The 11,593-nt window shown below is 72.4% G+C and carries 13 protein-coding genes and 1 pseudogene; 9 read left to right on the top strand and 5 right to left on the bottom strand.

Annotation, left to right across the window (positions count from 1 at the left end):
* The first annotated feature begins 69 nt into the window (after positions 1-69).
* The 5 genes from ABZS58_RS47845 (at position 70) to ABZS58_RS47865 (ending at position 3,248) form a co-directional block, all read left to right on the top strand.
* Positions 70-1,230 carry a GNAT family N-acetyltransferase gene (locus tag ABZS58_RS47845; protein WP_354791159.1) on the top strand — a complete coding sequence of 387 codons (1,161 nt, stop codon included), beginning with the start codon at positions 70-72 and terminating at the stop codon, positions 1,228-1,230.
* Positions 1,231-1,326: 96 nt separating this feature from the next.
* Positions 1,327-1,815 carry a hypothetical protein gene (locus ABZS58_RS47850; protein ID WP_354791161.1) on the top strand — a complete coding sequence of 163 codons (489 nt, stop codon included), beginning with the start codon at positions 1,327-1,329 and terminating at the stop codon, positions 1,813-1,815.
* A gap of 49 nt (positions 1,816-1,864) precedes the next feature.
* Complete coding sequence (locus ABZS58_RS47855; RefSeq protein ID WP_354791163.1) at positions 1,865-2,365, top strand: GNAT family N-acetyltransferase; 501 nt, start codon at positions 1,865-1,867, stop codon at positions 2,363-2,365.
* Positions 2,362-2,736 (top strand): DUF2004 domain-containing protein, encoded by a 375-nt coding sequence (locus ABZS58_RS47860; RefSeq protein ID WP_354791165.1) that lies wholly within the window; start codon positions 2,362-2,364, stop codon positions 2,734-2,736. Before ABZS58_RS47855 ends, ABZS58_RS47860 begins: the two co-directional genes overlap by 4 nt.
* Positions 2,733-3,248, top strand: coding sequence for a hypothetical protein (locus ABZS58_RS47865; protein WP_354791167.1), 516 nt, complete (start codon positions 2,733-2,735; stop codon positions 3,246-3,248). The genes ABZS58_RS47860 and ABZS58_RS47865 overlap by 4 nt, the downstream gene beginning before the upstream one ends.
* On the opposite strand, the gene ABZS58_RS47870 is transcribed toward ABZS58_RS47865, so the two are convergent.
* The gene (locus ABZS58_RS47870; RefSeq protein WP_354791169.1) at positions 3,208-4,653 is read right to left on the bottom strand and encodes a helix-turn-helix transcriptional regulator; all 1,446 of its coding nucleotides are present in this window, start codon (positions 4,651-4,653) and stop codon (positions 3,208-3,210) included. The two genes, ABZS58_RS47865 and ABZS58_RS47870, sit on opposite strands and share 41 nt — an antisense overlap.
* A 455-nt stretch (positions 4,654-5,108) precedes the next feature.
* On the opposite strand from ABZS58_RS47870, the pseudogene ABZS58_RS47875 reads away from it, so the two are divergent.
* Both ABZS58_RS47875 and ABZS58_RS47880 read left to right on the top strand, forming a co-directional pair.
* Positions 5,109-5,411, top strand: a pseudogene (locus ABZS58_RS47875) (IS607 family transposase); the annotation flags it as partial.
* A 753-nt stretch (positions 5,412-6,164) separates the two neighbouring features.
* The gene (locus ABZS58_RS47880; RefSeq protein ID WP_354791181.1) at positions 6,165-6,749 is read left to right on the top strand and encodes a TIGR03086 family metal-binding protein; all 585 of its coding nucleotides are present in this window, start codon (positions 6,165-6,167) and stop codon (positions 6,747-6,749) included.
* Here the strand turns inward: ABZS58_RS47880 and ABZS58_RS47885 are convergent.
* Positions 6,730-7,401 carry a hypothetical protein gene (locus tag ABZS58_RS47885; RefSeq protein WP_354791171.1) on the bottom strand — a complete coding sequence of 224 codons (672 nt, stop codon included), beginning with the start codon at positions 7,399-7,401 and terminating at the stop codon, positions 6,730-6,732. The two genes, ABZS58_RS47880 and ABZS58_RS47885, sit on opposite strands and share 20 nt — an antisense overlap.
* Positions 7,402-7,415: 14 nt before the next feature.
* Positions 7,416-8,390 carry a serine hydrolase domain-containing protein gene (locus ABZS58_RS47890; RefSeq protein WP_354791173.1) on the bottom strand — a complete coding sequence of 325 codons (975 nt, stop codon included), beginning with the start codon at positions 8,388-8,390 and terminating at the stop codon, positions 7,416-7,418.
* 69 nt (positions 8,391-8,459) lie between these two features.
* Between ABZS58_RS47890 and ABZS58_RS47895 the strand changes: the two genes are divergently transcribed.
* Positions 8,460-9,080 (top strand): DUF998 domain-containing protein, encoded by a 621-nt coding sequence (locus tag ABZS58_RS47895; protein WP_354791174.1) that lies wholly within the window; start codon positions 8,460-8,462, stop codon positions 9,078-9,080.
* Between the two features lie 4 nt (positions 9,081-9,084).
* Here the strand turns inward: ABZS58_RS47895 and ABZS58_RS47900 are convergent, their stop codons facing one another.
* Entirely contained in the window at positions 9,085-10,227 is a 1,143-nt protein-coding gene (locus tag ABZS58_RS47900) for a hypothetical protein (RefSeq protein WP_354791176.1), read from the bottom strand.
* Between the two features lie 48 nt (positions 10,228-10,275).
* Positions 10,276-10,749, bottom strand: a complete 474-nt coding sequence (locus tag ABZS58_RS47905) for a DUF2269 domain-containing protein (protein ID WP_354791178.1) — start codon at positions 10,747-10,749, stop codon at positions 10,276-10,278.
* A gap of 177 nt (positions 10,750-10,926) precedes the next feature.
* Here ABZS58_RS47905 and ABZS58_RS47910 point away from each other — a divergent pair, with 177 nt between their 5' ends.
* Positions 10,927-11,499: a TetR/AcrR family transcriptional regulator gene (locus ABZS58_RS47910; protein WP_354791179.1), complete on the top strand. Its 573-nt coding sequence runs from the start codon at positions 10,927-10,929 to the stop codon at positions 11,497-11,499.
* Positions 11,500-11,593: the final 94 nt, after the last annotated feature.

Raw genomic sequence — 11,593 nt, forward strand, 5'->3', positions numbered from 1 at the left:
GTGCGTTGGGGGCCGGTGCCGCCGGGAAACGCGTCGACGGCACCCGAGCGGGTGTGGACAATCGGGGGCATGGAACTGCGCGCGGCCCGGCCCGCTGACCTCGACCAGATCGGGGCGCTGCTCACGGACCGCGGCGAGGCCGCCGACGCCGAGGACCACCGGCTCGTGATGGAGGATCCCGGCGGCGGGTATGACGCGTGCGCGGTCGTCGTCGACGGTGACCGGGTCGTGTCCACCGCGACCCTGCTCGACGAGACCGTCGTGCTCGGCGGCGTGCCGATCCCCGCCGGGCAGGTGGAGCTCGTCGCCACCGACCGCGCCTACGAGGGCCGCGGGCTGGTCCGCGCGCTGATGGAGTGGGCGCACGACCGGTCCGCCCGGCGCGGGCACCTCCTGCAGGTGATGGTCGGGATCCCGTACTTCTACCGGCAGTTCGGCTACCAGTACGCCATCCCGATCCCGCAGAGCAGGGCCGTGCGCACCGTGCCGGTCATGCCCGACGGCTGCACGGTGCGCGCCGCCGGGCCCGGCGACATCGAGGCGATGGCGCGGCTGCAGGACGCCGTCCAGCGGCGGCACGAGCTGAGCATGCCGCACTCGCCGACGTGCTGGCGCGCGCTCGTCGCCCGCTCCGGCAGCACCCAGCTCGTCGTGGAGCGGGCCGGGCGGCCGATCGGCACCGGCAGGGTCACGCCACCCGCCGAGGGCGTCGTGCTGGGCGAGGTCGCGGCGGCCGAGCCGGCGGCGGTCGCGGCGCTGCTCGCCCACGCCGCCGGGCTGGCCGGTGGCGGGGAGTTCGAGGCGAAGGACCGCGAGGAGCTGCTCGCCGCGCACCTCGCACCGCGGGAGCCGGACGCCGCCGACCACTACGTGCGGGTCCCTGACGTGGTGGCGCTGCTGTCGCACCTCAGACCCGTGCTGTCGGCGCGGCTGGCCGGCTTCGCCTCGGACGACGACGTCATCGTTTCGTTCTTCCGCCATCACGTACGGCTGCGGCGAGCGCACGGTGTCGTGACCGAGGTCGTCGCGGGCGGCCCGATGCAGGGGCCGGCGTCGCACGGCGGTGCGGGCGTCGCGCCGGACCTGATCGCGCCGCTGCTGTTCGGCCCGCACGGCATCGCCGGCCTGACCGCGCGGCACGCCGACGTGTACCCAGGCCCCAACGCAGAGCTGATGCGGGCACTGTTCCCGCCCGTCGCCGCGGACCTGCTCACGTTCTACCTGCCCTGAGCCCGCACAATCTCCGGCCGGGAACCGTTCAGGTGCCGGACGGTTGCGCCGATGGTCTCAGCGTCACACGGACGCGACGGATCACAGGGGGCACGGATGAACCGCACGACGATCACGAAGACGCTCACGCTCGTCGGCTTCACCGCCTTCGCCGGCCTCCTCTGCGGGACCGCCGCCCACGCCGCCGGCACCGACGTCTACGCCCGCGGCGGCGTCATCTACTCCGTCGACGGCGACCGCACCGTCCGGCTCACCGAGGACCAGGTCAACTCGCAGCCGAGCCTCTCCCCCGACGGCACGCGCATCACGTACGTGCACAACAACACCGTCTGGGTCATGAAGGCCAACGGCGCCGGCAAGCACCAGGTCAGCGACCGCACCGGAACCGCACCCGTCTGGTCACCGGACGGCACCACGATCACGTACACGGCCGAGTCCTGCACCGGCGCGCCCGGCACGTTCCGCGTCGGCACCCGCGGCGGCACCACCTCCGAGCCGATGTCCCCCACCGCGTGCCGCGACCAGGCCGCCCCGCAGGTCGGCTACATCACCGACATCCCCGGCGAGGACACCCCCGCGCTGTAGGTTCTCCACCCCGGCCACCGGACCGCCCGCATCGGGTACCGTCGCCGATGTGCCCGAACTGGTCCGACCCGACGTCCGCCTGCACAGCGCCTGGCTCGACGCCCACGCCGAGTGGGGTCCCGGCGCGCACGAGGACGGCTTCGGGCTCCGACCGACCGACGACGTCGACTCGCCCGCCGGGTTCGCCGCATGGGTCGCCCGGCTCTCCGCTCCGTCGACGACCACCCACAGCTGCACGTACCGCTGGATCGTGCAGGACGGCCGCGTCCTCGGCGGAATCGCCTTACGCCAGGGCGACGACGAATACGTCCGCTGGGCCGGCCACATCGGCTACGGCATCCGCCCCTCCGCCCGCCGCCGCGGGCACGCCACGTGGGCACTGGCCCGCACGCTCGACGAGGCCCGGTCGCTCGGCCTGACCCGTCTCCTCGCAGTCTGCGCCCCGGACAACCCCGGCTCCGTCAGAACCCTCGAACACTGCGGTGGCATCTTCGAACGCGTCGACGACACCGGGTCCGGCCCGGTCCGCCGGTACTGGTTCGACCTGTGACCACCCGCGGCATCGTCCACCCCGTGCTGGGCACCGTCGAGTTCGACGCGGCCGCACCGGACGACATCACCCCGTTCGCCGCCGACCTGGCCGGCTTCGACGAACGCGCCCGGCACGCGATGCGCCAGGACTCCCCGCTCGACGACTACCTGGACTTCGACGGCGCCGCCGAAGTGCTGGGCGCCATGTTCCACGCCGACACCGCCACCTTCGTCGCGGCGCTGCGCCTGGTCCGCGTCGGCCTGTCCCCCGGCGAAACCGGCACCCGCGCCGTCTTCGACTACACGCTCGGCCGGCACCTCACCGACCACGTCGTCGCGGTCACCTTCGACGCCACGGGCACCGTCGACAGCGTGGCCGTGGAGAGTTGACCGCGGTCCTCGCCCTCGGCGGCCCGGCGGGCTCGGGCAAGACCAGCATCGCCGCGCTCCTCGGCGCCCCGGTCGTGCACCTCGATGACTGCTACCACGACGACCCCGCCCTCGCTCCGAGCCTGCCGCGGTACGACGCTCCCGGCCGCGTCGTCAACTTCAGCGACCCGGCCGCCATCGACCCCGACCGCCTGCGGCGCCGGCTCGCGCCGCACCGGGACGCGCCGCTGGTCGTCGTGGAGGGCATCTTCGCCCTCGCCCTGCCGTCGCTGGCCACCGCACGCTGGAAGGTCTACGTCGACACACCGCCGGACGTCGCCATCGCCCGCAAGACCCTGCGCAAGATCAGCGAGGGGCGCGACCCGGCCCTCGTGCTCCGCGGCTATCTGGAGCACGGGCGCGGCGCGTACATCACCCACATCGCCCCGACCAGGCACCTCGCCGACCTGATCATCGACGGCACCGCCCCCGTCACCGCCTCGGCCGACCGGATCGCGTCGCTTCTTCCTTGAGGAACGCCTTGACGACGCTGTTGCCACCGTGAGGTTGGAGCACCTGTCGCAACGCGCGGACCCGATGGTCGACGCGGGCCGATCCGGACCGGTCGTTCAACCGGAGGACGTCGAGGCTGATCGCGGCGGCCCGGTCGACCTCGCGCGCCTGAACAAGGGCCTCGGCGAGCCACGACAGGTACAGCGCTGTCTCGCGGGCGACGTCATCGCCGTACCGGGCAGTCGCCCGCTCCAGTATCGGAACGGCTCGCAACGGTCGCTGGAGCTCCGTCCAGCACCGCCCCGCCATGACCTCGATCTCTGCTGGGTCGAGCCAGTAGACCCAGACCGGGTCGTCGTCCGGGCGGCGACGTTCGTACGCCCCGTCGACATCGCTGAGCGCGCGCTCACAGGCGACGTCGTCGCCGGCTCTCGCGTTCGCCCAGGCGACACGTTCCCCGAGCAACGCCAGCGTGGTGGCGCTCGCATGCCCCTGGGCGCCGCAGTACGCAGAACGGGCCAGCGTCACGGCGGTGCGCGGGTCGCCGGTGTTGGCCACCTGGTACGAGAGGCTCGACAAGCAGTTGGCGGCACCGGCGCGGTCGCCGCCGGCGTGGGCGGCGCGCATGCCTGCGAGGTACAGCCGCTCCGCATCGGCGTGCCGTCCGTGGTCGGCGGCAACCCAGCCGCCGACCTGGCCGAGCTCACCGAGCGCGACCAGCAGACGCCTCCCCACCGCCTCGGAGTGCGTGCTCAGTCGCAGAAGGTCGGACGTCGCCGCGATCTCCGCGGTCAGCAAGGGAAACGTGCTCGCACCGCCGACATGGTCGTCGAGCAGTCTGAGCTGATGCACGCGCCGCTCGACCCGCTGCACCGTGGAGGTGCCGATCCGGCGCCCGGCACGCATCTCGCGAAGCTGCACCGGCTCCGTGATGAGCCATTGATGCGCCAGCTCGACAGCGTTGGCAGGTGTCGGTCGAGTATCGACAAGGACGTCAGCGAGTGCGTCCCGGTCATCGTTCTGCCACGTCCGCGGCCCGATGGACCACCCGGGCCCGGCCGCGCGCCCGGCGAGCACCTCAAGCTCCCCACCGGCTTCCAGGATGCGGTCGATGGTCTTCGCGAGCGTACCGGTGGCGGGTCGGCGACCAGCTTCGACCCGGCTGAGATGCCCTGGGTCGACGTGGGCGGCACGCGCGAGCGCGCGCAGGCTGAGCCCGGCCGCCTCCCGCCGCGCCCGCATCGTGACACCGAAGTCGTGCATCGGCTCCCCAACGAACATGTTGCCAACCGTTGCCGGCCCGGAACGGCAACAGATCACGGCTGTAGCTCTGAGTGTTGCATCAACCACGCTACATGCATCAGTCGGGACATCCGCGTCCCGGCAGCAGAGGTAGCGGAGGTAACACATGAACGAGAACACCATCGATGTGTCCATCGGCGAAGCACTGAACTCCGGCCGTCATCCGGGCTGGTGTTCCCCTGCCGCCTGCACCGCCTATGGCGTCGCCATGGACGGCTATCACCGATCGACCCCGATCGTGGTGCGTACAGACGACCCGGTGGTCGCCTTGTACATCTACAGACTTGCGGACGTCGACGGCGACGCCGGGGAATTCATCGAACTCGCGAAGCTGGACCTGTCCGGCGGCGGGCCGTGGCATCTCACCGAGCCGGTCCTCGGTCAGGGAATCCTCGTCGCAAGCGTCGGCAGGAGTCATCTGGCGAGCCGTGGCGGAGCTGGCGGAGCCGCAGCCGGTCCGTGGGGTCCTGGCGAACGTCATGTGATGGCCCGGGTGGTGAGCTTGACTCTCCCATCGTGGGAGACGCCAGGGTGGGGTACTCAACGGTTGGCTGATCGGTATGCGATTGAATGCAATTGTGAACTTGAAGGAGTGGGCGAAGCGGGAAGGGGTTCATCCGGTAACGGCGTATCGCTGGTTCCGGGAGGGCAAGCTTCCTGTGCCTGCTCGACGTGTGGGCGGGCTGATCCTGGTGGAGCAACCCGCCGGGCCGGCGTCCGCCGGCGCTGTCGTGGTGTATGCCCAGGTGTCGTCGGATGATCAGAAGGCTGACCTGGATCGGCAGGTTGCCCGGGTCACGACGTGGGTGACTGGGCAGCGCCTGGCGGTGTCGCGGGTGGTGACCGAGGTCGGGTCTACGCTCGACGGCCGCCGGATGAAGTTCGGTGAGGCGGCGGCGGTGCACGCTGACGCCATCGAGGCGCAGATCCGGGCGTTGCGGTTGCAGCAGGCGGTGCTGCGGTCGGTGGCGCGGCGGGACGCGACCGCGGAGGAACTCGCCGAGCTGACCCGGCTGGCGCGGCTGTCGGCGCAGGAGCGCACCGCGATCGTCCAGCGGTTCGTGGTGGACGCGGTCGGGGACCTCGATGTGCCGGCGTACCGGGACGGGTTGCTGGCGGCGACGCCGGACCTGCCGGAGCGGCCGACCGACGAGCAGCTCGACGCGTGGATCGAGCTGGCCGGGCTGGTGCGGTCGCCGCAGCTGCGGGCGGCGTTCGAGCGGATGGCCGGGTACGCCGCCGAGCACGCGCCCGGGGAGCACGACCACCAAGATGTGGCGGCGGTCGAGCGGCTCACGGCCCTGTGGGTGGAGCGGGTCACCGAGGCCGCGGACAACGGCATCATGCCCGACTCACCCGCCGCCGACCCGGTCGTGGCGGGCATCGTCGAGGCGTGGATCCCGACGCAGCGCAGCACGGATCTGCAGGTCACAGAAGACGGCGTGGAGGCCAGGCGGCGACTGCTGGAGCAGTTGGAGGTCGCCTCGGACCGGGGCGTCGAGCGGTACTGGCAGCTGCTGTGCGTCATCAACGGCTGGCCCGTCCGGCCGAGTCTCGCGGAGCCGGGCGCGTGGCTGATGACGGCGCTGCGGGCGAACCCGGTGCCGGGCGGCCGGGCGGAGGACATCGCCGCGATGGCCGATGACGGTGGCGATCCCGAGCAGGTGCTGGCGGACTGCGAGCGGGTCCTCGCCGCAGTGGAACAGCTCGTCGCCGCCGTGGAACGGGACCGGTTCGCTGATCCCACCCCGTGCGCCGGCTGGGACGTGCGGACGCTGCTGGAGCATCTCGTGTGGGAGAACCTGCTGTGGACCGGCCTGGCGACGGGTGCGCCGCGCGGCGACTTCGACGCCGACCATCTCGGTGACGACCATGTCGCCGCGTTCCGGGACGCGGCGGCGGCGACCCTGGAGGCGTTCCGGCGGCCCGGGTTGCTGCGGGAGCGGTTCGGGCCGGCGCCGGGGTGGCGGATGGTCGAGCAGGTCGTCATCGAGATGCTGGTCCACGGCTGGGACCTGGCCACGGCGACCGGCGCGAGCACCGACCTCGTCCCGGACGTCGCCGGGCGCATGCTGGAGGCCGTGAAGGCGATCTACGGCACGCTCCCCCGGACCGCCGGCGGATCGTTCGGGCCGCAACAACCTGTGCCGGGCACGGCGACGGTCGAGGACCGGCTCGCCGCCTATCTTGGGCGTGCGGTCACATGTCGCCGTCCATGATGAGGACGAGCGAGTTGCCGTCCGGGGCCACGCAGCGGCGGCCGGGCTCCGGGGTGACGAGGAGCCAGGCGGCCAGCTGCTCGAGGTTCTCGGCGAGCTCCTCCCGGACGTCCTCGGGGTCGTCGACCTCGAGTGCGTCGTAGGGCAGGTCCTCCAGCGCCGAGCGCCAGCCGGACGCCGCGAACTCTGCCCGCACGGCCTCGAGGACCACGGGCGGCAGCTCCGTCACGACCGGCCACGACGACCTGGGTGAGGTGCCGCGCGGCCAGGGCCAGGCGATGTTGCCCTGCTCCCAGTGGGCCGCGAGGGTGGGCAGGCCCAGCGCCTTCAGCGCCGGCGGCCAGTCCAGCGCCATCGTCTCCTGGATCCAGAGGGCCTGCTCGCCGTACACCGGGAACGCGACGGCATCGAGCAGCGGAGCGAGCAGGCGGACCACGTCACCGGCATTCGCCTCGTCCAACTGCCCGGCGAACACGTCCCGCGCGAGCCGCTCCGCGGTCATGCCCGGCCAGCTCCGCGCGAGGTGGAAGTCGAGCTCGGCGACCTCGCCGGCCGCGTCGTCGAGCAGGTCGCCCGGCGCGAGACCGGACCCGACAAGGTCCCACAGCAGCTCGGTGGAGACCAGGAAACCGATGACATGACGCTCCGACACAGCCGGAGGATAGCTCACGCCAGGGCGGGCAGGATCACCTGTTCCAGCAGGGCGGCCGGGGTCCGCCACTGCTCGGGGTCGTCGTAGTTGCCGGCCGTGATCGCCACGGTCAGGTCGAGCTCGGGCACGACCGCGAGGCGCTGACCGCCGTTGCCCGCGGCCATCACGATCGAACGCTCCGCGAGCGTCTCCAGGTACCACTGGTAGCCGTACATGGCGTCCCAGTCGGTCTTCAGGCGCGGCTCGAGCATCGTGCGGAGCCAGCCGGCGGGGACGAGGTCCATGCCTTCTGCGAGCATCATCGAGCCGATGCGGGCCAGGTCGCGCGGTGCGAGCCGCAGCCCGGACGCCGCCGACGCCACCCCGTCGGCGCCTTCGATCCACGTGAAGTGCTCGATGCCCAGCGGCTCGAACAGCCTGGCCCGCGCGTATTCCGGCAGCGGCTGCCCCGTCCCGTCGGCGATCAGCTTGCCGATCAGCGCCGTGGCACCGCCGCAGTAGTGCCACCGGGTGCCGGGCGCCTCGACGACCGGCCGCTCCAGCACGTACCGGTACCGGTCCGCCGCCAGCTCCATCGCGATCTCGGCGTTGTCCGGGCTGTCGTACGGGATCTCCTCCCGCCATTCGAGGCCGAGCGACATCGTCAGCGCGTGCCCGACGGTGAGCTTCCGGCGGCCGGCGTCGGCGGCCAGGTCCGGATACTGCGGGAACTGCTCCAGCAGCGACGCCCCGGGGTTGGGCACCCGCCCTTCGCCGAGCGCGACGCCGTACAGCAGCGCCGTCACGCTCTTCGTCACGGACCGCAGGTCGTGCAGTGTGTCCGGCCCGAACTCGACCACACCGAGCGGGATGTTCCACGTCGTGTCGGCGCCCGTGCCGTAGTGCTCCAGGACCGTCTCACCGCCGCGCACCGCCACGACCCCGTGCAGCCCGTCGAGGTGCCCGGCCGCGATCGCCTCGTCCAGCCGCCCCCGCAACTCGTCCGTCATCGCTCCGGGATAGCACACTCCGCCGCCGTCATGGGGGCACCCGGTCGGCGGCGTGGCAGTCTGGAGAGGATGAACAGCAGAGCGTTGTCCGGTGTGGGTGTGCTGTGCGTGGCGGTGTCGGTCGTCATGTACGGCCTGCTGCACGTCCTCCAGCCGTCGGCGCAGCTGGACTGGACGAGCCGGACCATCAGTCAGTACGCGCTGCTGTCCAACGGCTGGGTGTTCGACGTGGCGACGCTGCTGCTCGCCGCCGGGTCGCTGACCGTGGTGGTCGCGCTGCGGCGGGCCGGGCTGCTGCTGCGCCCGGGGGCGACGGTGGCGCTGCTGCTGTGGGTCGCCGGGCTCGTCGGCGTGGTCTGGTTCGAGAAGCACAACTGGGCGGCCGGCCCGTCGATGAGCGGCGACATCCACCGCGTGGCGAGCCTGGTCGCGTTCCTGAGCCTGCCGGCGGGCGCGCTGCTGGCCGCGGCGCCGTGGCTGCGCGCGACCCCCGCCCGGCTGGTCGCGCTCGGCGGGGTGGTGTCGCTGCTGTGCTTCTCGCCCATCCTGTGGGCGCTGGTGTCCGAGCCGTGGACGGGCGTGCGCTGGTGGCGGGCGATCCCGCTCGGCGGGGTGGAGCGGCTACTCGGCCTCGCCGAGGTCGCGACGGTGCTGCTGCTGGCGTGGTGGGCCGCCCGCAAGCCCCGCTGACCGCTTACAGCATCCCGCGCACGATCGCGACGACCTCGACGGCGCACGGGTCGCCGGGCAGGTGGGTGAGCACGTATTCGGTGCCCGGGCGCAGCTCCAGCCCGTCCACGGCTGTCACCGGCTCGCCCGGATGCCACTGCCTGACCTCGGCACCCTGGAGCTTCCAGCCGCCGGCGTTCCACAGCCGGTGCCGGTGGCCGGGCATCAGCCGGGCCGCGTCCCCCGATTCCAGTCGCAGCTGCGGTACGACGTGCTCGTGGTCGCCGGCCTCGTGGGGCTCGCGGTCCTCGCGGTGCGTCGCCAGCAGGACCGGCGGCACCTCGTCGGCGAACGGTGCGGGCGCGCCGCCGGTCAGCGCCCTGCACATGAACAGCGCCCGGGACGTGGCCAGCGGGCCGGCCTCGTGCGTCAGGTACCGAAACCCCTGCCCTGACAGGTATTCGTGCAGGCGCGAGCTGGTCGGCCAGGCGGCGATCCGCACGAAGAAGTCGCCGTGCCGGTACGCGCGGATCCGTGCCCAACGCAGGATCTGCCCGCCGATGCCCCGCCCGGCGTGGTCCCGCCGCACCACCAGTCGGGACAGGTGTGTGGCGTTCACGTCCCGCTGATCGTCCCACCGGCCCGGGTCGGGCTTCGCGGTGAGCGTGACGGTCCCGGCGGCGCCGGAAGCGGTGTCCAGCAGCCACACCTCGCCACGGAACACGCAGGCCGCGACCATGTCCCGTTCGCGCGGCCAGAGCAGCCATTGCCGCGACCCGCGCCCACGCAGCCACGCAACGGCCTCGTCCAGGAGTCCCAGAACGGTCGCCACATCGTCCGGCCCCGCACGGCGCATGACCGGCTCGTCCAGGACGGGCGCCGCATGCACCCGCGCGCGGTCGAGAATTCCCAACGCCGGCCGGACATCTGCCAGGTCGTCGCCGGGCTCGACGGAGCGCATCACGCCCTCGACGAGACTGTCCACCGCCGCGGAGCGGGCCTCGTCCGACAGCTCCCACGGCACAGCTCCACACGCCTGTAGCAGCCGGTCCTCATCGTCGAGGTGCGGCAGGAAGGCGGCGACACAGTCCAGATACTCGTCGTACGGCAGCGACGACAGGCGAGCTTCCAGCTGCCGGCGCACGTCGTCCGGGTCGAGCCAGGCCATTTCCGCGTCCGTCAACACCGGTCCCGCCCCCTGCCCCTTGCCTCGGGCTCAGCGTCGCACAGACGTCTCCCACGGTGTACGGCCGCGTGGTTTGTACACCGACAGGACGAGCGCCACCAGCAGCAGCACGATCGCCGCCGCGGCGTGCACCACCGGCGACGGGGAGCGCGGGGCGTCTCCGGAGCGGGCCAGGGCGGCGAGCTGGCCGAGGGTTCGCATGTACAGCAGCAACACCCCGACGGCGAACAGGTTCATCATGAGTTTGAACAGCACCCAGTAGTGCCGGACCAGCCCCCAGCTCGTCCCCAGCGACTGCACGACCCCGGTCACGAGGCTCGCCACGCCGAGCGGCACCAGGGTCCACCAGCCGACCGGCTCCAGCACCAGGTAGGCGGCCCGTGCCAAGGCCGGCTCGCGTGCCGCGAGGCCGGTCACGGCGACCGCCAGGGACGCCACGGCCGCGCCGAGCCAGCCGACCGACACTCCGATGTGTGCGACCAGTCCGAGCCGTCGCAGCCTCACAGGCCGTGCCGGCCCGGACTGTGGCCGCTGAGCAGCATGACCACGACAAGCACCACGAGGACGACGCCGACAGCGCCGAACACCTTCACCCAACGAGGCATACCCGCAATTTTGCGATACAGAGTGTCTAGATGCAATACATAATGTCGATGCAGATGCGGGATGTATCGTGGTGGGGTGCCGAGACTGTGGGACGCGACGATCGACGACCACCGGCGCAGCGTGCACGCCGCGATCCTCGACGCGACCGCCGCGCTCGTCGCCGAGCACGGCCTGACCGGGGTGACGATGTCGCAGATCGCGCAGGCCGCGGGCATCGGCCGGGCCACGCTGTACAAGTACTTCCCCGACGTCGAGGCGATCGTCGTCGCCTGGCACGAGCGGCAGGTCACCGACCACCTGCAGCACCTGACCGCGGCGGCCGCCCGCGCCACACGACCCGGCCAGCGGCTCCAGGTGCTGCTGTCCACCTACGCGCGGCTGTCATCCGGAGGTCAGGACCACGATCACGCGGCGGCCCTGCACGGCGCCGCGCACGTGCGGCACGCCCACGCGCACCTGCACACACTGGTCGCCGACGCGATCGACGCGGCGGCCGGGGCCGGCGAGGTCCGCACCGACGTCCCCGCCGCCGAGCTGGCCGCGTTCTGTCTGCATGCCCTCGCCGCCGCGAGCACCATGCCGTCACAGGCCGCCAGGGATCGGCTCGTCGCGGTCACCCTCACCGCCCTGCAAGCGCCCGGGACGTAGCGGGGCGCGGGGACCGCCGACGATCCCCGCGCCCTGTCGTGCCGTTCAGCCGGTCAGCTGGCGTACACCTCGAACTCCAGCAGCGAGTAGCCCC

Source organism: Dactylosporangium sp. NPDC005555 (assembly GCF_040605635.1).
Classification (GTDB): Bacteria; Actinomycetota; Actinomycetes; order Mycobacteriales; family Micromonosporaceae; genus Dactylosporangium.

What these genes read in the sequence shown, in the direction of transcription:
- ABZS58_RS47845 (WP_354791159.1), top strand. Translation starts at nt 70, where the DNA reads ATGGAACTGCGCGCGGCCCGGCCCGCTGACCTCGACCAGATCGGGGCG.
- ABZS58_RS47850 (WP_354791161.1), top strand. Translation starts at nt 1,327, where the DNA reads ATGAACCGCACGACGATCACGAAGACGCTCACGCTCGTCGGCTTCACC.
- ABZS58_RS47870 (WP_354791169.1), bottom strand. Translation starts at nt 4,653, where the DNA reads ATGGTGTTCTCGTTCATGTGTTACCTCCGCTACCTCTGCTGCCGGGAC.
- ABZS58_RS47880 (WP_354791181.1), top strand. Translation starts at nt 6,165, where the DNA reads ATGGCCGATGACGGTGGCGATCCCGAGCAGGTGCTGGCGGACTGCGAG.
- ABZS58_RS47890 (WP_354791173.1), bottom strand. Translation starts at nt 8,390, where the DNA reads ATGACGGACGAGTTGCGGGGGCGGCTGGACGAGGCGATCGCGGCCGGG.
- ABZS58_RS47895 (WP_354791174.1), top strand. Translation starts at nt 8,460, where the DNA reads ATGAACAGCAGAGCGTTGTCCGGTGTGGGTGTGCTGTGCGTGGCGGTG.
- ABZS58_RS47900 (WP_354791176.1), bottom strand. Translation starts at nt 10,227, where the DNA reads ATGGCCTGGCTCGACCCGGACGACGTGCGCCGGCAGCTGGAAGCTCGC.